The 26,981-nt window shown below is 43.8% G+C and carries 25 protein-coding genes and 1 pseudogene; 17 read left to right on the forward strand and 9 right to left on the reverse strand.

The features are described from left to right. Nucleotides 1-15: 15 nt before the first annotated feature. From Q4B82_RS02265 to Q4B82_RS02280, 4 genes are all read right to left on the reverse strand, one after another. Entirely contained in the window at nt 16-1,257 is a 1,242-nt protein-coding gene (locus Q4B82_RS02265; protein ID WP_303064807.1) for a murein hydrolase activator EnvC, read from the reverse strand. A gap of 98 nt (nt 1,258-1,355) precedes the next feature. Continuing rightward, nucleotides 1,356-3,278 carry a DNA mismatch repair endonuclease MutL gene (gene mutL, locus Q4B82_RS02270; RefSeq protein ID WP_303064808.1) on the reverse strand — a complete coding sequence of 641 codons (1,923 nt, stop codon included), beginning with the start codon at nt 3,276-3,278 and terminating at the stop codon, nt 1,356-1,358. A 31-nt stretch (nt 3,279-3,309) separates the two neighbouring features. Then, nucleotides 3,310-4,236 (reverse strand): homoserine kinase, encoded by a 927-nt coding sequence (gene thrB / locus Q4B82_RS02275; RefSeq protein ID WP_303064809.1) that lies wholly within the window; start codon nt 4,234-4,236, stop codon nt 3,310-3,312. Between the two features lie 141 nt (nt 4,237-4,377). Next, entirely contained in the window at nt 4,378-5,643 is a 1,266-nt protein-coding gene (locus Q4B82_RS02280) for a M23 family metallopeptidase (RefSeq protein WP_303064810.1), read from the reverse strand. Between the two features lie 265 nt (nt 5,644-5,908). Between Q4B82_RS02280 and Q4B82_RS02285 the strand changes: the two genes are divergently transcribed. From Q4B82_RS02285 to Q4B82_RS02305, 5 genes are all read left to right on the forward strand, one after another. Next, nucleotides 5,909-6,817, forward strand: coding sequence for a LysR family transcriptional regulator (locus tag Q4B82_RS02285; RefSeq protein ID WP_303064811.1), 909 nt, complete (start codon nt 5,909-5,911; stop codon nt 6,815-6,817). A 239-nt stretch (nt 6,818-7,056) separates the two neighbouring features. Then, entirely contained in the window at nt 7,057-9,333 is a 2,277-nt protein-coding gene (gene nrdA, locus Q4B82_RS02290; protein ID WP_303064812.1) for a class 1a ribonucleoside-diphosphate reductase subunit alpha, read from the forward strand. A 62-nt stretch (nt 9,334-9,395) separates the two neighbouring features. Continuing rightward, entirely contained in the window at nt 9,396-10,391 is a 996-nt protein-coding gene (locus Q4B82_RS02295) for an SDR family NAD(P)-dependent oxidoreductase (RefSeq protein WP_303064813.1), read from the forward strand. Nucleotides 10,392-10,463: 72 nt separating this feature from the next. Further along, nucleotides 10,464-11,522: an FAD:protein FMN transferase gene (locus Q4B82_RS02300; protein ID WP_303064814.1), complete on the forward strand. Its 1,059-nt coding sequence runs from the start codon at nt 10,464-10,466 to the stop codon at nt 11,520-11,522. Further along, a complete protein-coding gene (locus Q4B82_RS02305) occupies nt 11,467-13,119 on the forward strand; it encodes an AMP-binding protein (protein ID WP_303064815.1) in 1,653 nt (550 codons plus the stop codon). Before Q4B82_RS02300 ends, Q4B82_RS02305 begins: the two co-directional genes overlap by 56 nt. A 193-nt stretch (nt 13,120-13,312) precedes the next feature. On the opposite strand, the gene Q4B82_RS02310 is transcribed toward Q4B82_RS02305, so the two are convergent. After that, on the reverse strand, nt 13,313-14,026 hold the full coding sequence (locus Q4B82_RS02310) for an LrgB family protein (RefSeq protein ID WP_303064816.1): 714 nt from the start codon (nt 14,024-14,026) through the stop codon (nt 13,313-13,315). After that, nucleotides 14,019-14,399, reverse strand: coding sequence for a CidA/LrgA family protein (locus tag Q4B82_RS02315; protein ID WP_303064817.1), 381 nt, complete (start codon nt 14,397-14,399; stop codon nt 14,019-14,021). Before Q4B82_RS02315 ends, Q4B82_RS02310 begins: the two co-directional genes overlap by 8 nt. Nucleotides 14,400-14,531: 132 nt before the next feature. Here Q4B82_RS02315 and Q4B82_RS02320 point away from each other — a divergent pair, with 132 nt between their 5' ends. From Q4B82_RS02320 to Q4B82_RS02335, 4 genes are read left to right on the forward strand one after another with little or no spacing between them, the layout of a single operon-like run. Next, nucleotides 14,532-15,269, forward strand: coding sequence for a glycosyltransferase family 2 protein (locus tag Q4B82_RS02320; RefSeq protein WP_303064818.1), 738 nt, complete (start codon nt 14,532-14,534; stop codon nt 15,267-15,269). Beyond that, entirely contained in the window at nt 15,266-16,198 is a 933-nt protein-coding gene (locus tag Q4B82_RS02325; RefSeq protein WP_303064819.1) for a glycosyl transferase family 2, read from the forward strand. The genes Q4B82_RS02320 and Q4B82_RS02325 overlap by 4 nt, the downstream gene beginning before the upstream one ends. Further along, the gene (locus tag Q4B82_RS02330; RefSeq protein WP_303064820.1) at nt 16,191-16,628 is read left to right on the forward strand and encodes a thioesterase family protein; all 438 of its coding nucleotides are present in this window, start codon (nt 16,191-16,193) and stop codon (nt 16,626-16,628) included. Before Q4B82_RS02325 ends, Q4B82_RS02330 begins: the two co-directional genes overlap by 8 nt. A 23-nt stretch (nt 16,629-16,651) precedes the next feature. Continuing rightward, nucleotides 16,652-17,245, forward strand: coding sequence for an outer membrane lipoprotein carrier protein LolA (locus Q4B82_RS02335; RefSeq protein ID WP_303064821.1), 594 nt, complete (start codon nt 16,652-16,654; stop codon nt 17,243-17,245). Here Q4B82_RS02335 and Q4B82_RS02340 read toward each other — a convergent pair. After that, nucleotides 17,240-17,464 (reverse strand): hypothetical protein, encoded by a 225-nt coding sequence (locus Q4B82_RS02340; RefSeq protein WP_303064822.1) that lies wholly within the window; start codon nt 17,462-17,464, stop codon nt 17,240-17,242. The two genes, Q4B82_RS02335 and Q4B82_RS02340, sit on opposite strands and share 6 nt — an antisense overlap. Nucleotides 17,465-17,530: 66 nt before the next feature. On the opposite strand from Q4B82_RS02340, the gene Q4B82_RS02345 reads away from it, so the two are divergent. The 6 genes from Q4B82_RS02345 to Q4B82_RS02370 all read left to right on the forward strand — a co-directional run bounded on the left by Q4B82_RS02345 (nt 17,531) and on the right by Q4B82_RS02370 (nt 22,334). Further along, nucleotides 17,531-18,724 carry an amino acid aminotransferase gene (locus tag Q4B82_RS02345; protein ID WP_303064823.1) on the forward strand — a complete coding sequence of 398 codons (1,194 nt, stop codon included), beginning with the start codon at nt 17,531-17,533 and terminating at the stop codon, nt 18,722-18,724. A 100-nt stretch (nt 18,725-18,824) separates the two neighbouring features. Beyond that, nucleotides 18,825-19,502: a ribulose-phosphate 3-epimerase gene (gene rpe / locus Q4B82_RS02350; RefSeq protein ID WP_303064824.1), complete on the forward strand. Its 678-nt coding sequence runs from the start codon at nt 18,825-18,827 to the stop codon at nt 19,500-19,502. A 20-nt stretch (nt 19,503-19,522) separates the two neighbouring features. After that, nucleotides 19,523-20,326: a peptidoglycan editing factor PgeF gene (gene pgeF, locus Q4B82_RS02355; protein WP_303064825.1), complete on the forward strand. Its 804-nt coding sequence runs from the start codon at nt 19,523-19,525 to the stop codon at nt 20,324-20,326. A gap of 95 nt (nt 20,327-20,421) precedes the next feature. Next, on the forward strand, nt 20,422-20,847 hold the full coding sequence (locus Q4B82_RS02360) for an OsmC family protein (RefSeq protein ID WP_303064826.1): 426 nt from the start codon (nt 20,422-20,424) through the stop codon (nt 20,845-20,847). Nucleotides 20,848-20,893: 46 nt separating this feature from the next. After that, nucleotides 20,894-21,319, forward strand: coding sequence for an NfeD family protein (locus tag Q4B82_RS02365; protein WP_303064827.1), 426 nt, complete (start codon nt 20,894-20,896; stop codon nt 21,317-21,319). Between the two features lie 55 nt (nt 21,320-21,374). Further along, nucleotides 21,375-22,334 (forward strand): SPFH domain-containing protein, encoded by a 960-nt coding sequence (locus Q4B82_RS02370; RefSeq protein WP_303064833.1) that lies wholly within the window; start codon nt 21,375-21,377, stop codon nt 22,332-22,334. Between the two features lie 196 nt (nt 22,335-22,530). Here Q4B82_RS02370 and serB read toward each other — a convergent pair whose 3' ends face one another. Both serB and ilvC read right to left on the reverse strand, forming a co-directional pair. Continuing rightward, entirely contained in the window at nt 22,531-23,364 is an 834-nt protein-coding gene (gene serB / locus Q4B82_RS02375; RefSeq protein WP_303064828.1) for a phosphoserine phosphatase SerB, read from the reverse strand. 121 nt (nt 23,365-23,485) lie between these two features. Further along, a complete protein-coding gene (ilvC, locus tag Q4B82_RS02380) occupies nt 23,486-24,499 on the reverse strand; it encodes a ketol-acid reductoisomerase (RefSeq protein ID WP_303064829.1) in 1,014 nt (337 codons plus the stop codon). A gap of 403 nt (nt 24,500-24,902) precedes the next feature. Between ilvC and leuB the strand changes: the two genes are divergently transcribed. Beyond that, a complete protein-coding gene (leuB, locus tag Q4B82_RS02385; RefSeq protein ID WP_303064830.1) occupies nt 24,903-25,973 on the forward strand; it encodes a 3-isopropylmalate dehydrogenase in 1,071 nt (356 codons plus the stop codon). A gap of 356 nt (nt 25,974-26,329) precedes the next feature. Further along, nucleotides 26,330-26,981, forward strand: a pseudogene (locus Q4B82_RS02390) (phosphoribosylformylglycinamidine synthase); the annotation flags it as partial.

Consider the following 26,981-nt stretch of genomic DNA (forward strand, 5'->3'; position numbering starts at 1 on the left):
TTAAAAAGGGTAAATTTATTTGACCCATCCACTTGGATTCATGGCTTGATTGCGGTGTCGCAATTCAAAATACAAGCCTTCTTCACCTGCGGGCAATTTGCCACTGTTTCCAATAGTTTGTCCTGCTTTGACGTGGCTGCCATTGCTGATAGCGATGCTGCTTAAACCTGAATACACCGACATATAGCCCTCACCATGGTCAATGATGATGGTGTTGCCATAGCCTGTTAAAGGGGCTGCATAGGAAACTTTACCTGCGGCAATGCTGTTGACTGCGCTAACAGGGGTTTCAATGAATAAACCACGCCATACACCACCGCTGACGCGTTCTGCACCAAAGCGTCCGCTGATTTTGCCTTGTGTAGGTAAGGGAAGACGACCTTTTTTGCGACTTAAACCGCTGTTTTCAGAAATGGTTTGGCTATCGGATAAAGTTAAAGCATCGTTTTGATTTGAGGTATTGTCGGTATTTTGTTGAGATGCATTTTGGGCGCGTTGTTGAGCTGCTTGGGTTTGTGCATTGGCTTGAGCTTGACGTTCAGCAGAACGGCGTGCGCTGATGTCGGCAATCACATTGCTTAAACGTTGCTCATCTTCACGCAATTTGTCTAAATGGGCTTTTTGACGAGTGATGTCGGCATTGAGTTGGCGACTAACGGTTTGGGCTTTGCTGCGATTTTGACCTAATTCGCGCATTTTTTTCTGTTGCGCCACAGTCAGCTGGCGCAAACGTTCCAATTCGGTATTGATGGCGGTTTCTTGCTGGCTTAATTCGTTTTGTTGCTGGGTAAGCAATTTCAGCACGCGCTCATTGGATTGATTGATGTAGCGTGTGTAATTCAAAAAACGGCTTTTTTGATTGGGGTCGGCATTTTCCAAAAACAGTACCACCGCATTGGGACGGCGGTTTTTGTAGTTGGCAATCAGTAAGCGCGATACTTGGGCTTTTGTACCTGCGGTTTCAGTTTGCAACTGGGTTAAGCGGGTTTGCAATTCTTGTAGTTTTTCCCACGCATTTCGTTGTTGGCGATTGAGTTCTTCTAACTCGCGCTGAATTTTCTCTAAAGCCAAGCGGGTTTGTTCCAAGTGTTGTTCGGTGGCTTTTTGTGCGGCTTGTTTCTCATCTAAATCTTTTTGTGTTGCTTCAATGGCTTGACGCACATGGTTTAATTGTGTGTTAGATGTGGTTTTTTGAGCGAAACTGGGTGCTGCAAATAAAGATAAGGTGAATAACAGGGGGGCAAAATGGTATTTCATGGTGGGTTTTACAAAATTAAAACAGCGTGATTATAAACACAATCAATTCAATAAAACAGATAATTAGGCTGCCTGAAAAATGTTTCAGGCAGCTTGGTTTATTGTCCACGTAAAAACAGTTTGTCCAAATCGTCTAAACTCAAACGCACCCAAGTAGGGCGACCGTGGTTGCATTGATTGCTGCGTGGTGTGTTTTCCATGTCGCGTAATAAGGCATTCATTTCAGGCAACGTTAAGCGGCGACCTGCGCGTACAGAACCATGACATGCCATAGTGGATAACAGTTGATTTTCTAATGTTTCAATGGTTTGGCTGCTGCCATTGTCGGTAAGTTCTCGCAATACATCTTGTAGCAAAAGCTCGGGATTGGCTTTGCCTAGCATTTGAGGAACAGCCAGTACAGCCAGTTGGGTTTCATTGTGGATTGCCACTTTCAGACCGTATTGCGGTAAAATATCGGCAAATTCTTGTGCAGCGGCAATTTGTTCATGAGTGGCGGTAAATACAGGCGGTATCAGTAAAGACTGGCTTGATAGGCTGCCTGAAAGTCGCTGGGCTTTCATTTTTTCGTAATTGACACGCTCGGCGGCGGCGTGCATGTCCACCAAAATCAGACTATTGTGTGCTTGTGCGAGAATGTAAATGTCCAAAAGTTGTGCGATGGCAAAACCTAAAGGGTAGTCTTCTTGGTCAGCATCGTATATTGGCTCGGGTTGCATGGGGCTTTCAGACAGCCTTGTTTGCTCATATTCGGCTAATTCATTGTCTTTGCGATACAGTTCAGCGTAAGTGTTTATGGCTTTACGGCTTTCACGCAAACTTAAACTGCGTTGCTGTGGTGTGCGAATGGGTGTGGCAGAATAGGCAACGGGTGGGTGGCTGCCCGCAAAGTGGGTTTGATTGATGGCATTGATGCTATTTGAAAAGAAGGGTTTGTTATTTGTGTTGTCATCACGATTTAGGCTGCCTGAAAGTACAGATGACTTGTCATGTAATAAATGTGTGGCATGGCTGATGCTGTCGGTTAAATCAGCGCGTGTATCAGCTAGGGCTTTGTTTAAGCTGTGAAAAACCAGTTGATGTACAGCTTGACTATCGCGAAAGCGGATTTCGGTTTTACTTGGGTGGACATTGGCGTCTACCATTTCAGGTGGCATTTCCAAAAATAGGGCGAAAGCAGGTGTGATTTGGTGGTGCAATACATCACGATAAGCCTGTTTAACTGCATGGAGCATGACTTTATCACGTACAAAACGGCGGTTTACAAAACAATATTGTTTGTCGCTGCGCCCTTTGGCGAAAGTGGGCTTGGAAATACTGCCATGTAAACGGTAATTGCCACTTTCACCTGCAATATTCAGGCAGGCTGCCTGAAAATCGCTACCCAAAACAGCGGCAATGCGTTCGTTTTGATTGTGTGTGGGGTAATCAAAAATGGTTTTGCCATTGTGTATCAAGCTGAATGCCACTTCGGGATATGCCAAAGCCAAACGCTCCAACATGGTGGCACAATGGGCGTATTCGGTGGCTTCGGATTTCAAAAATTTGCGCCGTGCTGGGGTGTTGAAAAACAGTTCTGCGGCTTCAATCGTTGTACCAACTGGGTGAGCAGCAGCGGTAATGTGTCCCAAAGTGCCATCTTCGGCACGAATTTGCCATGCGTGAGGGCTATCTGGGGTACGACTGATAAGTAATAAGCGTGATACGGAAGCAATGCTTGCTAAACCTTCGCCACGAAATCCCATACTGGCAACGCGTTCTAAATCGGATAAGTTGCGGATTTTGCTGGTGGCATGGCGTGAAAGTGCGAGAATGAGGTCGTCTTGATGAATGCCGCTGCCGTTGTCGCTGACACGAATGAGTTTAATACCACCGTTTTCCAGTTCCACTTGGATTTGGCTTGCACCTGCGTCCAAACTGTTTTCCACAATTTCTTTTAAGGCGTTGGCAGGGCGTTCAACCACTTCGCCTGCGGCGATTTGGTTGATTAAATGGTCGGGTAAAGGGGCAATTCGGGACATGGTTGGACTTTAAAATTCAAGAATATGGTTTTCAGGCAGCCTCTCGGTATGCCAAAAGCAAATTGCGGAAAACATCTGGGTCTTTGATGAAGGTCATTTCTCCTGCGGCAGGGAAATGGAAATCCAGTAAGCGCGAGACCCAAAAACGCACGCAGCCTGAACGATAGGCAATTGGTAAATAATCATTTTCGGCTTGGGTTAAGGGGCGAACACTTTGATAGCCGTCTAAAAATGCGTGTGCCAAGTTGGTGTCAATGTGATTGTCGGCACGGCGTGCCCAGTCGTTTACGGCAATGGCAATGTCGTAGACGAAACTGCCATTACAGGCATAATAAAAGTCAATGAAGCCTGCAACTTGTTCACCATCTAATAAGACATTGTCTTTGAATAAATCGGCGTGAATGATGCCATTGGGTAAATCGGTGTCGGGATTTTGTGCCAAGAATGTGATTTCATCTTGCAATAATTGTGCGTCTTTGTGTGCAAGCATGGGCAATAAATCGCGCATGGATTGTGTCCACCAAGTGGCATGACGGGGGTTGTTCATGTTTTGCTCAAAACTTTGTCCTGCCAAGTGCATTTTTGCCAACATTGCACCTGTGTTGCGACATTGTGTGGCGGTGGGAAATGATGTGTCGCTGCCTGAAAGTTTGCTGACAATGCAAGCAGGTTTGCCCGATAAGGTGGTGGTTAAACTGCCATCGTGCTGGGCAATGGGTGCAGGACAAGCTACGCCATTTTTGCTTAAATGACGGGTTAAATCCATGAAAAAAGGTAATTCTTCGGCTTTGAGTGTTTCAAAGACGGTTAAAACATAGCTGCCTTCGGTAGTGTGCAAAAAATAATTGCTGTTGGTAATGCCTTGTGCGATGCCTTGTAGGGATTTGAAACGACCGAGTGGGTAGCGTGTGAGCAGTTGACGCATTTCTTCATCGGAAACGCTGGTGTAAACGGACATGGTTGGAAGCTGCCTGAAAAAAGAAGTGCATATGATAGCAAAATAATGGGTTTCAGGCAGCCTTTGTATTGTGTTGGTATTAATCTAATTCTGGGTTGATAAGGTGGTTTTAAGCTGCCTGAAAATGACGCAAATGGTCATTTAATCGTGTTGTGCAACCATAACGGGTAAACCGCGCACGGTTTTGAGTGTGTTGTCTGTTGCTTCGCGGTATTTTTTTAAGGCAGCCCGTTGCTGAATGGAAAGTTGTGGTGTGGGCAGGGCAACGGTGGCGGGATTGACGTGTTGTCCATTGATGCGGACTTCGTAATGCAGGTGTGGACCTGTTGAACGTCCCGTGCTGCCCACTAAACCAATCACATCTCCTGCTTTGACGTGTTTGCCGACTACCACACCATTAATGTATGCTGACATATGACCGTAAAGGGTTTCTATACCATTGTTGTGTGTCAGCATAATGGTATGACCGTAACCGCCTTTCCAGCCTGTGAAGCTAACTGTGCCATCGCTGGGTGCTAGGATTTTTGTGCCAATTGGGGCGGCGTAGTCTATGCCTGTGTGCATTTTGACCACACCCAAAACAGGGTGAACGCGTATACCATAAGGTGAAGAGATGCGACTGAAATGTTCAATGGGTTGTCCTTCAAAACCTTTTTTTAGGGCTGCTCCGTTTTCATCGTAGAAAGTGCCGCTACCGTTGCTGTGTTCAAAATAATAGGCATGAAAAATTTGCCCATTGTGTTCTATTTCGGCTGCCAAAATATTGCCTGTAGCGACTTCTTGCCCACGAAAATACAGGCTTTCATATAAAACGCTGATGTGGTCGCCTTCGTGTAAATTATCCCAATTGATTTTATCGGCAAAGATTTCTTTGAGTGTTGTGCGAATTTCTACAGGCATGCCTGCTCGTGCCATTGCACCTGATGCCGATGTCCCCACAATGGCTGAACGCAATGATGGTAGGGTTACGGTATCGACTGTATCTGTGTGCAGTTGCCATTTGTCCTTTATTTTTTGAATGACAATCAAATTGCGTTCGCCGTTATCATCATCGTGGAAAAACTGAATGTTGCTGATTGCTTGTTCGGCATCAATGCGTACGCTGATGATTTGTCCTGCTTGAAGTTGCAATTTTTGGGTATCAATCGGGCTGTTTTGTAAAAAAGTTTGAATATTGTGTTTGCTTATACCCAAACGTTCTAGTACCAAACTTAAATTGTCGCCTGTTTGTACTGTTTCATCATGCCAGTAAGCTGAATTGATGGCAGGTTTAGCGGTGTAGGGAAGGGGCAACTCTTGTTGTACAGATTCAATTAGTGGTATTGCAGAATCAATGTGTGCATTTGTATTTGTCCACGCCCATATTCCAACTGATAAAGATATGATGAGCAAAAAAAATAGCAGCATTTTGTTGCGTTTGATAAAAAGGGTAAAGTGCTTCATGGTTGTGGTACAAAATCAGCATCGTCAAAACGGAGATAATAGCAGTTTTATGCTGAATTGTTGTTGAATTGATGCCAGTCTCATGTCATGTTTACATGAAATATCAGGCTGCCTGAAAAGCGATGGTAGTATTAAGTTGACACAATAACGGTTTCATCAAAAGGCAAAACAATGATAGAATGCGCGGCTGTTTTGGGTGCATTTACACAAATAAATCAATAGGAAACTTATGGACATCAATCAACTGCGTGCATTCATTACTGTGGCGCATACCCGCAATTTAACCCAAGCCGCAGAAAAGCTGTTTCTCTCACAACCTGCTGTTTCGGCACAGATTAAAGCCGTAGAAAATGACGTGGGTACTCCTTTATTTGTCCGTACGAATAATGGTATGCAACTGACACGAGCAGGCGAAGTTCTGTTGCCCGAAGCCGAGGCCTTATTGCAACACAAACACCGTGTGGACGTTTTCGCCAAAAGCCTGTCAGAACATTTTGCTGCCAGCGCACAATTGGGTTTGATTCACCCGATTGCTTCACATAAAGTAACCGAATTGACCAACTGCATCATGCTCAAACACCCCGATATTCAATTACACATCCAATATGGCATGAGTGGCGAAATTCTCAGTCGTCTATTGGGGAAAAAATTACATGGTGGTTTTTTTCTTGGGCATTTAGAACAACGCAGTTTACAAACCCATTTTCTGGAAAACATCGCTTATTCATTGATTTGTCCATTGCAAGACGAAAAAAATCTGCGAGCAGGCTTGCCCAAAAGTTTAAACCACTACACATGGGTGGAAATGTCGGGTATTTCAGGCAGCCACAAAAATTTGAAACAATTTTGGCATCATCATAAACTCTCACCAAAAAAACAAATTATCTGTGATTATCCACAGACTATTATTGATTTGGCAGCAAGCGGTGTGGGTCTGGCAATGGTGCCCAAACATACCGCACTTGCTGCGCAGGAACAAGGTAAGGCGATTGCCATTTTGGACGAATTTGAGCAAAGTTTGCCTTTGAATTTCATTTATTTGGACGAGTTTGGCGAAGATCCTGCTCTACAACTGTTATTGGAATGCGTTAGAAGAGTTTGGTCGCCTAATAATTTAAGGGAGATTGAGGCTACCTGAAAATGTTGTATGATGTAAACTGCTGTTTATAAAAAATTTACTTTTTTATGCGGATTTTTTGTATTTTAAAGTAAATAAAATTTATTTTAAAACATGTGTTTAAATCTAAAATATTTTCGTCAAGACTGTTCAGGTCGTCTAAAAAAACGTATCATTACTCCCAATCAAATTGAACCGCAAAACGCCACCGCAATCACGGAAATCGCGTTTTGCCTTTTATTATTTTTGGATAGCACATCATGAACACCAGCACAATCAAAGTAACCAAACGCGATGGGCGTTTGGAAAACATCAATTTAGATAAAATCCACCGTGTGATTGAATGGGCGGCGGCAGGACTGAATCATGTGTCGGTATCGCAGGTGGAAATGAAGTCGCACATTCAGTTTTACAATGGCATTCGCACCCAAGACATTCATGAAACCATCATTAAATCCGCCGCCGATTTGATTTCAGAAGAAACGCCAGATTATCAATATCTTGCCGCACGTTTGGCGGTGTTTCATTTACGTAAAATCGCTTATGGTGATTACACGCCACCGCACTTGTTTGCTCATGTCAGCAAAATGGTGGACATGGGGAAATACGATAAGCATTTATTAAATGATTATAGCCAAGCAGAGTTTAATGAACTCAATGACTATTTGAACCATGAACGCGATTTAAATTTTTCTTATGCCGCAGTTAAACAACTGGAAGGCAAATATTTGGTACAAAATCGTGTTACAGGGCAAATCTATGAGAGTCCACAGTTTTTGTACATCTTGGTGGCAATGTGTTTGTTTGCTCAATACCCCAAAAACACGCGTTTGGATTATGTGAAACGTTTTTATGATGCTGTTTCGCTATTTAAGATTTCCTTGCCTACACCAATTATGGCAGGCGTGCGTACACCTACACGCCAATTTAGTTCTTGCGTTTTGATTGAATGTGATGATAGTTTAGACAGCATCAATGCCACAACCAGTGCGATTGTGAAATACGTTTCCCAGCGTGCAGGTATAGGTATCAATGGTGGTCGTATTCGTGGTTTAGGCAGCGAAATTCGCGGTGGCGAAGCACGTCATACAGGTTGTATTCCGTTTTTCAAAATGTTTCAGGCAGCCGTTAAATCATGTTCACAAGGTGGGGTACGCGGTGGTGCAGCAACATTGTTTTATCCACTTTGGCACATTGAAGCACAAAGCTTATTGGTGTTAAAAAACAATCGTGGTGTGGAAGACAACCGCATTCGCCAATTGGATTATGGTGTACAAATCAATCGTTTGCTCTATACCCGTTTGATTAAAGGCGGCAACATTACCTTATTTTCGCCCAATGAAGTACCAGGTTTGTATGAAGCATTTTTTGCCGACCAAGATGAATTTGAACGCCTATATGTGCAATATGAACAAGATGAGAGCATACGCAAAACCACAGTTGCTGCGGCAGAACTTTTTTCCAGTTTGATGCAAGAACGAGCAGGTACAGGGCGCATCTATATTCAAAATGTGGATCATTGCAATACGCATAGCCCATTTGACCCGACAGTTGCTCCTGTGCGTCAATCCAATTTGTGTCTGGAAATCGCCTTGCCCACCAAGCCATTAGACAATATTAATGATGAAAAGGGCGAAATTGCTTTGTGTACCTTATCTGCATTGAATTTAGGTGCAATCAATGATTTGGGTGAATTTGAAGCATTAAGTGATTTGGTTGTCCGCGCTTTGGACGCACTATTGGACTATCAAGATTATCCTGTTCCTGCGGCGCGTAAAGCGACCATGAATCGCCGCACTTTGGGTGTGGGTGTGATTAACTATGCCTATTATTTGGCGAAGAACGGTGCAAAATACAGTGATGACAGTGCAATTGGCTTAACTCATCGCACTTTTGAAGCCATTCAATATTATTTATTGAAAGCGTCTGTGAATTTGGCGAAAGAATATGGCGCATGTCCTTTGTTTCGCGAGACGACTTACGCACAAGGCATTTTGCCGATTGATACTTACAAATCGGATTTGGACAAATTCTGTACTGAACCTTTGCATTTAGATTGGGAAATGTTACGCGCGGATATTGTAAAATATGGTTTACGCAATAGTACTTTAACTGCGCTTATGCCCAGTGAAACCAGTTCGCAAATTGCCAACGCCACCAATGGCATTGAGCCGCCGCGTGGTTTGGTAACGGTTAAAGCGTCCAAAGATGGCATTTTGAAACAAGTTGTACCCGAAATTGATCGTTTGCGTGGACAATACGAAACGTTGTGGCAAATGGGCGGTAACGAGGGTTATCTGAAATTGGTTGGTGTGATGCAAAAATTTGTGGACCAAGCGATTTCTGCTAATACCAGCTACGACCCCAAACGCTTTGAAGGTGGTCGTGTGCCGATGAACCAAATGTTGAAAGATTTGTTATCTGCATATAAATATGGTTTGAAAACATTGTATTATCATAATACACGCGATGGTGCAGATGACACACAGTTTGATTTGCAGGACGATAGTTGTGCGGGTGGTGCGTGCAAAATCTAATTTGAATTGGCTGCCTGAAAAGTTTCAGGCAGCTTTTTAAAAATCCGTTTTTAAGAGACAACATGAATAAAACCGTTTTAATCACAGGTTCTAATCGCGGTATTGGTAAAGCAATCGCTTTGGCTTTGGCACAAGATGGTTTGGATATTGTGCTGCATTGTCGTAGTCGCATTGGCGAAGCCGAAATGGTGGCTGCGGAAATTCGTGATTTAGGCAGGCAAGTGCGTGTTTTGCAATTTGATGTGGCAAACCGTGCCGCTTGTCGTGAGATTTTAACTGCCGATGTAGCAGAGCATGGCGCGTATTATGGTGTGGTATTGAATGCAGGATTAACCCGAGACAATGCTTTTCCTGCTTTGGAAGATGAAGATTGGGACAGTATGTTGGCAGGTGGTGGCGAAGAGTTTTGTCCATCACAAGTTTATGTGTTTGACAGTTTATACGCTGCCAGTCGTCGCAATACAGAACCTGAATTGACACCGCGTCCTTACGATAAAAACCGAGATGGTTTGGTTATTGGCGAAGGTGCAGGCATTTTGGTATTGGAAAGTTTGGAACACGCTCAAGCACGCGGTGCAAAAATTCATGCTGAAATTGTGGGTTATGGTGCCAATAGCGATGGCAGTCATGTTACCCAACCCCAAAAAGATACCATGCAACGTTGTATGGAATTGGCATTAAAAGATGCAGGTATTTGTGCAGAACAAGTGGGTTATGTTAATGGGCATGGTACAGCCACCGAAAAAGGCGACATTGCAGAAACCCAAGCTGCCGCAGACGTATTCGGTTTCGTGCCCATGAGCTCACAAAAAAGTTATTTCGGGCATACGTTGGGTGCATGTGGTGCATTGGAAAGTTGGTTTTCCATTGAGATGATGCGTGATGCTTGGTTCGCACCCACCCTTAATTTGACGCATATTGATGAAAATTGCGGTCATGTGGATTTCATTTGTGGTAACGCTGGACGCAATATTCAAACCGATTATGTGGTCAATAACAATTTTGCTTTTGGTGGTGTGAACACTTCCCTGATATTCAAACGTTGGCAAGGCGAGTAATAGTAATAAAGATAAAAATAGGCTACCTGAACTGTTTCAGGCAGCCTTTAATCCCGTTTAAGTAATAAAAATATGAAAAAAATCATATCCTTAATTCTATTGATGTGTATGGGTATACTTTTAAATGCCTGTTCCCCATCTCAACCCACCGCCCAAATGACCACGCTCAACGGTAAAACGATGGGGACGACTTACACCGTTAAATACATCACTCAGCCCAATCAAAAATTGCCCAACAGCCAACAAGTACAAAAGCAAATTGATGATTTACTGAAAGAAGTTAATCGCCAAATGTCCACTTATGACAAAAATTCAGAAATCAGCCAATTCAACCAAATGCCCGCCAGCGCAGATGCCATGCCGATTGGTAATGATTTTGCCACCGTGTTGGCAGAAGCCTTGCGCTTACATACGCAAACCGAAGGTGCATTGGACGTTACGTTGGGCGCGTTAGTGAATGCGTGGGGTTTTGGCGCAGACAAATCCGTGAACAAATCGCCTACAACCGAAGAATTATTAAAAATAAATCAAATGGTTGGTATAGATAAATTGATTTTTCAGCACGCTGAAAACGGCAAATTCGCCACACTCACCAAAAAAGTAGACGGCTTGTATGTGGATTTGTCGGCAATCGCCAAAGGTTTTGGTGTGGACAAAGTTGCGTCGCATTTAGAGACTTTGGGTGTGGCAAATTATTTGGTGGAAATTGGCGGCGAATTGCGTGGCAAAGGTTTAAATTTGCAAGGAAAAGCGTGGTCAGTCGGCATAGAGCAGCCCAGTTTAGCGCAACAACAAAACAGTCAAATTGTGGTATCTTTGGGGCATGGTGCGTTGGCGACTTCGGGCGATTACCGCAATTTCCACACCGATGAGCGCGGTAAACGCTTGTCGCACATCATTAATCCGCGCACGCAACAGCCGATTAGCCACAATTTGGCATCGGTCAGTGTGATTGCCGACAGCGCGATGACGGCAGACGGTTTGGCAACTGGCTTGTTTGTGTTAGGCGAAACGGAAGCCATGCGCGTTGCAGAACGGCACAAATTGGCGGTGTTTTTCATCATCAAAACCGAAAATGGCTTTGAAACGAAACAATCGCCTGAATTTACTAAATTTGTGGCACAGCCTTGATTTTTCAGGCAGCCTGAAAGCGCAGAACATTCAAATTGTGGCATTGTGGTTTGATGATGCAGCATGGTTTACCTGCGCTTTATTGGCAACTTGGCATGCTGGTGCGCGCGCTTTATTGTTACCGAATTTGGCAAACGAGAATGTGAATTGGGCGAAAACGGCTGATATGGTATTGAGTGATTCAGCAGATTGTGTGGTGCAATTTTCAGGCAGCCTAGATAAGGGTCGTGTGTGGCAGCTGCCTGAATGTTTGACCGCTTTACCCGACACACAGGTTGAGGACTTTGCCATAGCTTTGTCTGCACAGGCGGTATTGAAAACCTCGGGTTCAAGTGGTGTAGCACAAATCGTTGTGAAGACGGTGGCACAAATGCAAGCAGAAGCATTGGCTTTGGCAGCTGTGATGCCATTCGGACAACAAGGTGCAAGTGTGATTGGCAGCGTGTCGCCACAACACATGTATGGTTTTACATTCCGTTTTGCCTTATCGCTGACAATGGGCTGGCAAATTGTGCGCCGTCAAGCAGTGTATCCAGAAGATTTGTTGTTGGAAGCAGCATCAGTAGAGCAAGCAGTGTGGATTGTCAGTCCTGCGGTATTAAATCGCATGGGCGAAGCACGCAACTGGCAAGCGGTTTCAGGCAGCTTGATTGGTATAGTGTCCGCAGGCGGTGCGCTGCCTGAAAATACGGCAGATTTGTTGGAGAAGCATGCTGTGCGTCCTTATGAAATTTATGGCAGTACTGAAACAGGTGTGGTGGCCGCGCGTCAATACGATAAATGCTGGCAGCCATTTGAACAGGTACTGTTACAACAAGATGCAGATGGTGCGTTGGCGATACAATCACCATGGATAGATGACGTGTGGCAAAGTGCTGATGTGGCGGAAATGCAAGCAGAAGGGTTTATTTTGTTAGGACGAAAAGACCGCATCGTAAAATTTGAAGATAAGCGTGTGTCGCTCACACAGATTGAACATGAATTGTTGCGCCATGAATGGCTATCAGATGCACATTGTGGGCAACATCCCAAGCATCAACGCATTGCCGTTTGGCTGGCATTGAATGAGACTGGGATTGTGGCTTTGCGCGAACGCGGTAGAGCGGCTGTGTTGGCAGAATTAAAGCGTTTTCTTGCTGATACACAAGATGCCGTTGCTTTACCGCGTTATTGGCGTTTGGCTTGTGCATTACCACGTAACGCACAAGCCAAAATTGCTGCTGCTGATTTTCAGGCAGCCTTAACCACTCCACAAACCGAACCCATTTGGAAAGAACACAAGCTGCCTGAAAAGCCTGATACTTGGTGTTTTACAGGGAGCGTGCCTTTGGATTTATTATATTTTTCAGGACATTTTGCCCAATTTCCGCTTGTACCTGGTGTAATTGAATTGCAATGGGTGTTGGATTTGGCTGCCCGTTTTGCATGGGGAAAACGTTCGATTGTGCGTGTGGAAAATTTGAAATATCAGCAGTTTTTGCGTCCAAATGATGTGGTTTCTGTGTTATTACAATATGATGTGGAAAAAGACAAACTCGTGTTTAAATTGAGCAATGATGAGATTATTTATGCTTCGGGTCGGATTGTGTTTGCGTAACGCGACAATTTGACACATCTGTTTCTTTCCCATCTGGCAGATGTGCCAAGTTCTTCGTAGGTTGGATACAAGTATCTGAACTACGCGGTATCAATTTAATAATTCGCAAGTCTGCGTTCCAAACGAGAGAGAAGATAAGTTCCAGGCAGCCTAAAAGATTTTTGTCGTATTGTCTTTAAGGCTGCCTGAAAATTCAAATCGCCATTTTCATTAGCACAGGCACCAATAAAGGTGCGATAAACGCTGTTAAAATGCCATTCACAATCAAGCCCACTGTACCATAAGCCACATAACGCGCCCCAAAGTGCATGATACTGGCAATGCCCAAAGCGTGTGAGGCCGTTCCCATTGCGACACCTTGTGCCATTGGACTTTTGATTTGGGTTAGGGCAAAAAAAGCCAGACCGACAATTTGTCCCAAAACGCCTGCAATCAATACCGTTGCAGAATTGATGCCCACCACACCACCGATATTGCGGGTAACTTCAATCGCAATCGGCATGGTTACAGATTTTGCTGCTACCGATAAAGCAGCTTGTTGACTACCACCGAGCCAAAGTGCCAATAAAACACCCGATGCAATGCCCACCACGCAGCCCACGATTTGTGAAACCATAATTGCCAGCCATTGTGATTTGATTTTCTGCCATTGCACATACAAAGGCACGGCCAAACACACCACCGCAGGTTGCAACCAAAAGGTAATATAACGGCTGGCATCGTTGAATTTCTCGTAAGGTGTGTTACTTGCTAATAAATAAGCAATCAATCCTACTGTGGTAATCAAAGTAGGATTAATGAGTGCCAAATTCAGGCGTTTTTTCAGCCATAAACTGAATTGAAATAAAAAAAACAGTAAAAACAACAACCAATATGGGCTATTGAACACCGATGTCCATTCATTCATCATGTTCTCCTTTGTCGTTGTTGGCACGGTTTTTCAATGCATGGCGCGTAAAAGAATGGGTTTTGCCTGTTAGCCATAACACCAGCAAAGTACTCAATATCGTACTCAAAACAATCGGAAAAGCATCAGTACGAATCACGTCTAAATATTGAATAATGGAAATGCAGGCAGGTACCACCATAAACGCCAAATAGTCCAACATGGTTTTTGCCACAGGCTGAACCATATTCAATTTAACTTTTTTGCTGGATAATAAAGTAAACAAAAGTAAAAGCCCAATAATGCTTGGCGGTAAGGGTAAACCTGTGATAAAAACCACCATTTCGCCGACAAATAAACAAGCAAAAACCAATAAAAAACCCATGAGCTGCATGAATTAACCTTGAAATGCAAAAACAATAACAAAAATTGTTTATCCTATCACAATTTAATAGCAAAAAACACTGTAACGCAGAATAAGCACGATTTCAGGCAGCCTGAAAACTTTTACACAATGAAACAATCCATGAACCCCCATATTCTTGCCCTAATTCCTCATTACAACCACCCCAAAACCATAGCCCAAGTTGTTGCCGCCATGCGCGATTTGGATTTGACAGTATTGGTGGTAGATGACGGGTCGCGTGATGAATGTCATGCGCTTTTGCGCGATTTGGTTTCAGAACACGTTCATGTTGTTTTTCGTTCTAAAAATGGTGGCAAAGGTGCGGCTGTGAAAACAGGTTTATGGTATGCCGAACAACATCGCTATACCCATGTTTTACAAGTTGATGCAGATGCACAGCACAATTTGAATGACAGCATTAAACTCATTCAGGCAGCCCGAGATAATCCCCAAGCGGTGATTTGCGCTCAACCACAATATAGCGATGATGCACCTAAATCCAGATTATATGGTCGCAAAATCACCGATTTTTGGAATGGCATTCATACTTTATCTACGGATATTAAAGACGGCATGTGTGGTTTTCGTTTGTATCCGCTTGCACCTTGTGTTCACTTATTGCGTACGGTCAATTTGGGCGACCGTATGGATTTTGACAATGAAATTTTGGTACGCCTACATTGGTTAGGTGTTCCTTTTATTTGGATTAAAACACCAGTACGCTATGAAGCAGGGGGCGTATCGCATTTTCGTGCGTGGGAAGACAATGTTTTGATTAGCAAAATGCACGCACGCTTGTTTTTTGGAATGTTGCTGCGGTGTTTCGGTTTAAAACGCGATAGGCTGCCTGAAAAATGACAACACAACATCAACATTGGGCAGCACAAAATGAACGTGGCAATCGCCTGTTTCTGAATTTAACAGCATTTATGGTACGTCATTTGCCTGCTTTCTTGCTGAAACCGTGCATTGTTTTTGTGGTGGCGTATTTTTATTTGACTGCACCACAAATGCGCCGCAACATTACGCGGTATCAACAACGTTTGAAAAACACTTTTTCAGATGTGAGGCTGCCTGAAACCATGCCCGTTTTTCAGCAATTTTTGGCGTTTGGTACGGCAATTTGTGATCGTTTTGCCGTTTGGCAACGCAAAATAACTTATGAAAACTTGGTTTTGCACGACCCAGATGATGTATATGCTTTAATCAAAAACAGTGCTCGTGGACAAATTTTTGTGTGTTCCCATTTCGGTAATGTGGAAATTTGTCGTGCGCTGGTGTCACATCATCAGCATTTTAAACTCAATGTTTTGGTACACAATCGCCATGCACAAGCCTTTAATGTGGCATTGGAAAAAGCAGGAGCAGACCGTATTCAGTTGATTCAAGTGGACGATTTGGACGCGCAACTCATGATGATGCTGAACCAACGAATTGAAGCAGGCGAATGGTTGGCGATTGCGGCAGACCGTGTACCTGTGCGTGGTGAAAAAACCGTTGAGGTTACATTTTTGGGTCAGTCTGCCCAAATGCCACAAGGTGCATGGCTGTTGGCGGCTTTATTGAAAACGCAAATTCACACGCTATTTTGTGTCAAACAAAATGGACGTTATCATTTGAAATTAAGGCGGTTTATGGACACGCAAACATGGCAACGTGGTACACGTCAAACCGAAGTGGTGTATGCTGCACAACAATTTGCCAATTTCTTGGCAGAAGAATGCCGCCAAAATCCTTTACAATGGTTTAATTTTTACAATTTTTGGAATGATAAACACGATGGCTAAACACGTTTATTGTCGTCATAGCATGGAATTGACCATTCCTTTTTTTGATGTTGATGCCATGCACATTGTTTGGCATGGGCATTATGTGAAATATTTAGAAATGGCACGCTGTGATTTTTTGGCAAGCATTCAATATGATTACAATGAGATGGGGCGACAGGGTTACAGTTGGCCCGTTGTGCAAATGCAATTTAAATACATCAAACCTGCACGATTTGGGCAAAAAATCCGTGTGGAGTTGGCGGTGGTAGAAATAGAAAGTTGTTTACGGATTGATTACACCATTTTTGATGTCCAAACAGGTGCTAAATTAACCCGAGCCAGTACCACACAAGCAGTTGTAGCGCAAGAAAGCGGTGAATTGCAGTTTCAAACACCAAACAGTTGGCTTCATGCTGTGCAAACCTACCCCACTTTTCAGGCTGCCTGAAAAACATATCAAGGGTATATTTCATGAAAAAACATTTATTCTCCGCTTTATTGTGCTTGTTCAGTCCCATTTTGTGGGCGTTTTCCACCAGTGAATTGGCAAAAACATTACAAAAGCCCAATCATTTACAGGGCGAATTCACACAAGAGCGACATTTAAAATCCCTATCCAAACCCATGCTGACATCAGGACAATTCGTATTGATGCCACAAAAAGGTTTGTTGTGGCAAATGCAAAAACCCTTTAACAGCATTTTGCGTGTACGCAGCGATGGCATTATGCAATGGAATGGCAAAACATGGTTGAATCCAAATAATGGCAAACTATCGGGTCAAAGCCAACAAATTCAATTGTTTTTGGATTTATTGGGTGGTAACACACAAGGTTTGGAAAAACAATTTGTTTTGCAACTTTCAGGCAGCCCACAAAAATGGACATTACAATTGCTACCCAAAAGTGTATTGATGCAACAAATTTTCAAACAAATTGACATACAGGGTGACAATGTGGTGCGACGCATTGAATTACATGAGAAACAGGGCGACCGAACTGTGATGCAATTCAAACACATTCAAATCAATCAAACCTTGTCTGAATTCGCACAGCAGGCTTTATAAATTGCAGGCTGCCTGAAACCATTTGAGTTGGTGCATAGATATACAAGTTTTTATCAAACATTCTTGATGATTTTCCATAAACAACAGGTGATTTAAAACTGTTTTATCCATGCAATCGGCGATACAATGTGTTTGTTTCAGGCGACCTTTCGCATACGACACAAAATTAGGTGGCTGCCTGAAAATGGTGTTGGGGACATACTCCACACGGTTTGACATAAAATGTCGTGTACTGTTCAGATAGCTGAAATCTCAGTTTATTGTTTATTTTGTAGGAGAATATTGATGTACCAACATATTGAGCCTTATGCGGGCGACCCGATTTTGAGTTTGGTGGAAACATTTAAAGCCGACCCACGTCCGAATAAAGTGAATTTGAGCATTGGCATTTATTTTGATAATACTGGCAAAATGCCGCTGCCTGAAAGTGTACGCCAAGCAAGTGAAGCGGTGGGCAATGGCGCACAGCCTTATTTACCTATGGAGGGTCATGCAGGTTTGCGTACTGCAATTGCTGAAATGTTATTTGGGGAAGACAATGTCGTTTTACATGAAAAACGTGTGGCAACGGTACAAACTTTGGGCGGTTCGGGTGCATTGAAATTGGGGGCGGATTTTTTACATGCTTGGTTTCCACAATCCAAAGTGTATGTGAGCGACCCTACTTGGGACAATCATCGTGGCATTTTTGAGGGAGCAGGTTGCGAAGTGGCAACTTATCCCTATTATGACCCCGATACAGTAGGCGTAAAATTTGCTGAAATGACGGCATTTTTCCATACGCTGCCTGAAAACAGCATCGTGATTTTGCATCCTTGTTGCCACAATCCAACGGGCGTGGATTTAAATCCAGCACAATGGGACGAAGTTTTGGACATTGTGCAAGCACGCAAATTGATTGCGTTTATGGACATTGCTTATCAGGGTTTTGGTGGTGATTTTGACAGTGATGCCTATGCCATTCGCCGTGCAGCAGAATTGGGCGTGGCTCTGTTTGTGAGTTGTTCGTTTTCCAAAAACATGTCGCTTTACGGTCAGCGCGTAGGCGGTCTGTGTGTGCTTGCGCCAAATAGTGTAGAAGCCGATTTGGTACTCGGTCGTTTGAAATTCGGAGTGCGCCGCATTTATTCTAGCCCACCTGCACAAGGTGGTTTAACAGCGTATGGCGTATTGTCCAATCCACAAACTCGCCAACAATGGCAAAGCGAAGTGTACGAAATGCGCGACCGCATTCGTGCCATGCGTGAAAAATTGTACACTGTTTTGAGCCAAAAATTGCCTGAAAAAGATTTCAGCTATTTTGTGAAACAGCGCGGCATGTTCAGCTACACGGGATTATCGCCTCATCAAGTTGCACGTCTGCAAGATGAATTTGCGGTATATGTGCTGCAGACAGGGCGTTTGTGTGTGGCAGGTTTGAACGATAGCAATATTGATTATGTTGCCAATGCGTTGGCAGCGGTGTTTGCTGATTTGTGAATTTAAGCCGATAATAAAAGGCTGCCTGAAAGCATATTTTGCTTTCAGGCAGCTTGCTTGTTTCATTCAATTTGTTCAATTCATTTTGTGGAAAATTCTTATGACATACCGCATTGCCCCCAGTATTCTTGCCGCCAATCTTGCCTGTTTAGGTGAAGAAGTGAAAAACGTCATTGCCGCAGGTGCAGACTGGATTCACTTTGATGTGATGGACAACCATTATGTGCCGAATTTAACTTTTGGTCCTGCTGTTTGTGCTGCGATTAAACCTTATGCAGGCAGAACTCCGATTGATGTACATTTGATGGTAGAGCCTGTTGATGATTTGATTGTGGCATTTGCCCAAGCGGGAGCAGACATGATTACTTTCCATCCCGAAGCCAGTCGCCATGTGGACAGAAGTTTGCAATTGATTCACAGTTTGGGCAAGCAAGCAGGTTTGGTTTTGAATCCCGCTACATCGGTTTCGGTTTTAGAAAATGTTTTGGATAAATTGGACATGGTCTTATTGATGTCGGTTAATCCAGGATTTGGCGGACAAGCTTTCATTACCAATACCTTGAATAAAATTCGTCAAACGCGTGCTTTATTGGACACGCATCAAATACAAAGTGGCAAGCGCATTTTATTGGAAGTGGACGGCGGCATAAAGGCAGAAAACATTCGTGCTGTAGCAGAAGCTGGGGCAGACACTTTTGTGGCAGGCACGGCGATTTTTGGTGCAGATGACTATCAAGTGGCAATAGACAAAATGCGCTGCGAATTGGCGGCTGTTTAGGCTGCCTGAAAGGACAAATCATGTCTAAAACGATTTTTTCAGCCCATCAATTAAGTGATTTTCTGAATTTAAACCATGCACCCAAAAGTTGTTTTACTGCAGACTGGTCTGCACCCCCAAACGTTAAAACCCTGATTTCCACACGACAAGGTGGCGTAAGCAAAGGCATTTACGCCAGTTTAAATGTGGGCGCACACGTTGGCGATGTACCTGAAAATGTGGCAGAAAATCGCGCTCGTGTGCAACAATATATTGCCTTGCCCGTTGCCTATTTAAATCAAACCCACAGCACCACTGTGGTTCAGGCAGCTGAAGTTTTACAAGTCGCAATTCCCCCAGAAGCCGATGCAGCGGTGGACAAGACAGGCAAAGTGGCTTGTGCAGTCATGACCGCCGATTGTTTGCCTGTTTTATTTTGTGATAGAGCAGGGACAGTGGTTGCTGCCGCACATGCAGGTTGGCGAGGTTTGGCTGCGGGTGTATTGCAAAATACAATAGACAAAATGGGTGTTGCACCCATTGAAATCATGGCGTATTTGGGACCTGCGATTGGTGCGGAATCGTTTGAAGTGGGACAAGATGTCTATGACGCATTTTGTGCACAACATCATGCAGCCCAAACAGCGTTTCAAGTGATTGGGGAGGGCAAATATTTGGCAGACATTTATTTATTGGCACGCCAAATTTTACAGCGCGAGGGTGTTACGCAAATTTATGGCGGTACACATTGCACCGTTTTGGAACGTGATGCCTTCTTTTCTTATCGTCGCGATGGACAAACGGGGCGTATGGTTAGTGCAATTTGGTTGGAAAAGGCTGCTTGAAAACCAGTTGATGCTTTATTTTTAAGTCATTTAATGTTAAATTTCGCCATTTTCAGGCAGCAAAAATTGCCTGATTTAAATTATAAGGAAAACGTATGAAAATCATCAGTCAATGGATAGACGGGCGTTGTTTTATTGCCAGCAATGAACGGGGTAACAGCATCGTAATGGACGGCACATCGCCCGATGAGGGCATTAAACGCGGTGTTAGCCCAATGGAAGTTTTGTTGATGGGGGTGGCAGGCTGTTCCAGTATTGATGTGGTGGATATTGCCAAAAAACAACGTCAAGACGTTGTGGATTGCATCGCCACAGTAGAAGCCGAACGTGCCGACAGCGTACCGCGAGTGTTTACCAAAATCCACATTCATTTCAAAGTGATTGGCAATCAGCTCAAAGAAGAAACCATTGCCAAAGCAGTGCAACTCTCGGCAGACAAGTACTGTTCTGCTTCGATTATGTTGGGCAAAGCTGCACCAATTACACACAGTTTTGAAATTGTGCAACGCGATGCTGCCTGAAATGTAAACTACTTTCAGGCAGCCTAACACCATCAAGGAGACAATGATGAATCAGGCTGGAACCATTTGGGCAGTACTTGCCATTTGTCTGTTTGTGGCAGAAATGTTCACAGGTACAGTATATTTACTGGTGATGGCATTGGCATTTTTGGGTGCGGCGGTTGTGGCATTTTGGGGTGCTAATCTCACATTAAGCGTTTTGGTGGCTGCTGTTTTGTCTGTTATGGGCATCACTTATGTGTATCGCTTACGCCGTAAACGCAGTCAAATGGTGCAAACCAGTCAAGACAATGATTTGGATTTGGGCGAACAAGTTGTGATACGCGAAGTCTTATCCGATACCCGTTGGCGCGTTTTTTATTGCGGTGCAAACTGGGAAGCTAAAAGTACAAGTTCATATGTTTTTCAGGCAGGTGATAACGCACGCATTTGCGGTAAAGACGGTATTGTTTTACTGATTGAACCGATTTGATTTTTTTGATTTTCAGGCAGCTTAATCACAAGATTTTTTATTGAATAAGGAAAATATCATGTTTCTTTCATTACCCATTATTATTTTAATCGGCATCGCCATTTTTGGTTTCAAAGCCTTTAAAGTCGTGCCACAACAAGAAGCACACATTGTAGAACGTTTGGGTAAATTCCATGCGGTACTTAATCCTGGATTGAATTTTTTAATTCCCTTTCTTGACCGAGTTGCCTACAAACACTCACTCAAAGAAATCCCATTAGACGTACCCAGCCAAGTCTGCATTACGCGCGACAACACACAACTTACTGTAGATGGCATTCTGTATTTCCGTGTTACAGACCCCAGACGTGCATCTTACGGTTCGAGTAATTATATTTTGGCGATTACACAATTAGCACAAACCACTTTACGCTCTGTAATAGGTCGCATGGAATTAGACAAAACTTTTGAAGAACGCGATGACATCAACCGTACCGTAGTGGCAGCTTTGGATGAAGCAGCTGTTTCATGGGGCGTAAAAGTGTTGCGTTATGAAATTAAAGACCTTGTTCCACCACAAGAAATTTTACGTTCCATGCAGGCACAAATTACCGCTGAACGTGAAAAACGTGCACGCATTGCTCAATCCGAAGGCTTAAAAGTGGAACAAATCAACTTGGCAACAGGTGCGCGTGAAGCCGATATCAAAAAATCAGAAGGTGAAGCCCAAGCTGCCATCAACGCTTCACAAGGTGAAAAAATGGCACAAATCAACCGCGCACAAGGTGAAGCAGAAGCCTTACGCTTGGTGGCACAGGCCAGCGCAGATGCCATTCGCACCATTGCAGCAGCGATTCAAGAACCAGGAGGTAGCGAAGCGGTTAATTTAAAAGTGGCTGAACAATATGTGGAAGCATTCGGTAAATTGGCAAAAGAAAACAATACGTTGATTATGCCAGCTAATGTGGCAGATATCGGCTCATTGGTTTCAGCAGGTATGAGTATTGTTAAAGGGCAAAATAAAAATCTGTCCTAAAATAATGGTTACTTTATTAACAAGCAGGTTGAAACCTTTATAAAACCATTTTTAAATAAATGCAGGGTGGATTTTATATCCACCCTTTATCCAATTTATTGATAAAATACAACTTTCCATAAAATTTATCCCTACGATCCGAGTTTGACAAACGTTTTAGTTTAAATTTTGCCAAAATTTTCCCATTACCAAAACATCACGAAAACCAATCACGCAAAGCATTTAAACCATTGTAATTGATACAAATGTCTGCTGCCATTTGTGTTTTGGGTTTGGCATGATAAGCCACACCTATACCTGCGACTTGCAACATCGGAATATCGTTTGCCCCATCACCAATCGCAATCACTTGGTCGGCACGACAAGCCAGTTGCTCACGAAATTGTCGCAAAATATCGGCTTTGGCTTGTGCGTCTATCACACGGTCGCAGATTTCGCCTGTTAAGATGCCGTTTTCATGGGTAAGCACATTGGCAAAAGCATGCTCAAAACCCAAGCGTTGTTTGAGTTTGTCGGTAAAAAACGTGAATCCACCCGATACCAGCACAAAACACACACCGTGTTTGTGGCATTCTTGTAAAAGGTATTCTGCCCCCACATTCAGTTGCAAAACATGGTCGTAAACATATTGCAAATGGCTTTCAGGCAGCCCTTTGAGCAAGGCAACACGCGCACGCAAGGATTGCTCAAAATCCATTTCGCCACGCATGGCACGTTCGGTAATTTCAGCAACTTGACTTTTCAAACCCGCCCCTGCGGCAATTTCATCTATACATTCAATATTAATGAGCGTGCTGTCCATATCACTGACAATCAGTTTAATATCAGAAAAAGGGCGGTCAGGCAAAATGGCAAAATCAACAGGTGCAACAGCCAATTCAGCTTGCACGTTTTCAGGTAGCGTATTTTCACGACAAGGAATACGCATAATGCTGCCTGAAAAATGTTTGGGTAAACCAAAGTAATCTGTGGTTTCAGGCAGACTTAATTGCGATAGTTGAGGGGACTGGATAACAAGTACTTGAGACATGATTTTCTGAATGAGATTAGGGATGTATGAAATTGTATCCTAAATTATCATTCCAAAGGCTGCCTGAAAACCTTTTTTGTTTTCAGGCAGCCTTTAAAATTCAGAATTGCAAAGACCGCAATCAGTTTTTCTCTTGGTCAACCAATTTGTTTTTCGCAATCCAAGGCATCATGCCACGCAATTGTGCGCCCACTTTTTCAATTTGATGGTCGGTATTCAAGCGGCGGCGAGCGGTCATGCTCGCATAGTTGGTTGCGCCTTCTTGAATGAACATTTTCGCATATTCGCCAGATTGAATGCGGTACAAGGCTTTTTTCATCGCTTCTTTGGTCGCAGGCGTAATCACTTCTGGACCCGTAACATATTCACCGTATTCCGCGTTGTTGGAAATGGAGTAGTTCATATTGGCAATGCCGCCTTCATACATCAAATCCACAATCAATTTCAGCTCGTGCAAGCATTCAAAATAAGCCATTTCAGGTGCATAGCCTGCTTCAACCAAAGTTTCAAAGCCTGCTTTTACCAATTCAACCGCACCACCACACAATACGGCTTGTTCGCCGAACAAGTCGGTTTCGGTTTCTTCGCGGAAGTTGGTTTCAATCACACCACCTTTGGTGCCACCATTGGCAGCCGCGTAAGACAAAGCGATGTCGCGTGCTTTGCCAGAATTATCGTGGTAAACAGCAATCAAAGAAGGCACGCCGCCACCTTTCAAAAATTCGCTGCGAACGGTATGACCTGGACCTTTTGGGGCAACCATAATCACGTCCACATTTTTAGGTGGTACGATTTGGTTGTAGTGTACGTTAAAGCCATGCGCGAATGCCAAAGCTGCGCCTTCTTTCAAGTTTGCGTGAATTTCGGCATTGTAAACTGCAGGTGCACTTTCGTCTGGCAACAAAATCATCACAACATCGGCTTTTTTGGTAGCATCGGCAACGCTCAATACTTCATGACCAGCCGCCACAGCTTTGTTCCAAGATGAACCTTGACGCAAACCAATTACCACGTTCACGCCTGAATCTTTCAAGTTTGCAGCGTGGGCATGACCTTGTGAACCATAGCCAATAATGGCAACAGTTTTACCTTTAATCAAAGACAAATCGGCATCTTTATCGTAATAAACTTGCATTTTTTTTTCCTTATTAATTCAATCAGTTTGACGTTTTGGGATTTAAGTTAAGGCTATCTTTACCTGCCTGAAAGTATGACGATGTCGTTTGAACATCGCCACTTTAACGGTTTTAACCTTGCGGATAGCGCGGTTTGTGATAAAAATAAACCCCATGATGCTACACCAATTTGCGTGTTTGTACAATTTTTCAGGCAAAATTATGCTTGTTTCAAATTAACATAGATAAGGCGATAAACTGATTTTCTCGAACAAAATAAACCATAATGATGTGGGTATTTATGATGTTCAAACACATTTTGTCGTCAATTCAAATAGAAACTTTTTGCTAAAATCACACGCTCTGAACTAAAATGTCTTATCTGTATTTTTGATTAAACCCCTTAATGACAAGGAAACAAAAATGACCAAACAAATCGCCATCTTACGCGGAGACGGTATCGGCCCAGAAATCATTGCCCAAGCCGTGCGCGTATTGGACAAATTGATTGAACAAGGCTTGGACGTGGCATACGACTACGCGCCTTTGGGCGGCGAAGCCTACGACCAATACGGTGCGCCTTACCCCGAATTCACGCAAAACTTATGCCGTAAAGCGGACGCGGTATTGCTCGGCGCGGTGGGTTCGCCACAATATGATAATCTGGAACGCCCATTGCGCCCCGAACGCGGCTTGCTGGCGATTCGCAAAGATTTGAATTTGTTTGCCAATTTGCGCCCAGCCGTGTTGTACAAAGAATTGGCAAACGCCTCCACGCTCAAACCCGAAGTGGTGGCAGGTTTAGACGTGTTAATCGTGCGCGAACTCACAGGCGATATTTATTTTGGCGAACCGCGCGGCATTCGCACGCTGGAAAATGGCGAACGCGAAGGTTTCAATACCATGAAATACAGCGAAAGCGAAATTCGCCGCATTGCCCACGTTTCGTTTCAGGCAGCCCAAAAACGCAACAAAAAATTGTGCAGCGTGGACAAAGCCAATGTTTTGGAAACAACCGAATTGTGGAAAGAAATTTTCACAGAAGTTTCAAAAGATTACCCCGATGTGCAATTAAGCCACATGTATGTGGACAATGCCGCCATGCAGCTCGTGCGCGCGCCCAAGCAATTTGACGTGATTGCCACTGGCAATATTTTTGGCGACATTTTGAGCGACCAAGCGTCCATGCTGACGGGCTCCATCGGCATGTTGCCCTCCGCGTCTTTAAACGAAACGGGCAAGGGTTTGTATGAGCCATCACACGGCTCTGCGCCCGATATTGCAGGGCAAAACAAAGCCAATCCTTTGGCGACCATTTTGTCGCTGGCGATGTTGGTGCGTTACAGTTTGAACGATGAAAATCGCGCCAAACAAATTGAACATGCCGTGCAAAAAGTGTTGGAACAAGGTTTGCGTACCGCCGATATTTTTGAAGAAGGCACGAAATTGGTGTCGTGTTCGGAAATGGGTGATGCGGTGATTGCCGCGTTGTAAAATTGGCATTTCAGGCAGCCTGAAAGCCTATGTCATCATTAAGCTTAAAGTATAAAGGGCAGACCAAGTATCTGCCCTTTATTTATCCATAATTTTAAGTATCGTCATAGAATTGAAAAAGCACCACGGCGTTGCTAACGTTTTGATGTACTGTTCGTACATCTCGGTTATTATCGACTTGTATTTTCACTTCTGTAACTTCATAGATTGGATAACCCACTTTAGTTATCCAATTCATGATTTCAGGCAGCCAAAAAATTTTGATTTTGTCTTAAATGCTGCCTGAAAAATCCTGTTCAGTTCAGGTATAATCACGCCGAATGATTTTTTGTCAATCCGCTTCGTGAGTTGAAACCATGTCTGTGATGACCCTGTTGCGCGGTGTGTCTGCGCTGTCGCCCTTTCGCATTGAAAAACTGTTGCAAAAAGCCCAAAAAATCGGGCTGCCTGAAACCCAATTATCCAGTCAATACTGGTATTTTGTTTCATCAGCCGCCCCATTGCACGCTGACACCGTGCAAAAATTGCAAGCCTTGCTGGTTGCCGAATGCGTTGCCAATCCCATTGACAATCAAGACAATTTGTTTTTGATTACCCCACGCATCGGCACAATTTCGCCATGGGCAAGCAAAGCCACCGACATCGCCCACAACTGCGGTTTGCAAGACATTGAACGCATTGAACGCGGCATGGCGGTTACGCTTTCAGGCAGCCTGAACAGCGAACAACGCCAAAAATGGGCAGATTTGCTCCACGACCGTATGACCGAATCGGTGTTGTCCGATTTTCAGGCAACCGAAAAACTGTTTTCACAGCACAATCAGCAAACTTTTGAAACCATTGATGTTTTAAACGGTGGTAAAAGCGTTTTGGAGCAAGCCAATCAAAACATGGGTTTGGCATTGTCGCCCGATGAAATTGATTATCTGATTGAAAATTATCAAAATTTAAACCGCAACCCCACCGATGTGGAATTGATGATGTTCGCGCAAGCCAATTCCGAGCATT

The organism is Alysiella sp. (assembly GCF_030525755.1).
Lineage (GTDB): Bacteria > Pseudomonadota > Gammaproteobacteria > Burkholderiales > Neisseriaceae > Simonsiella.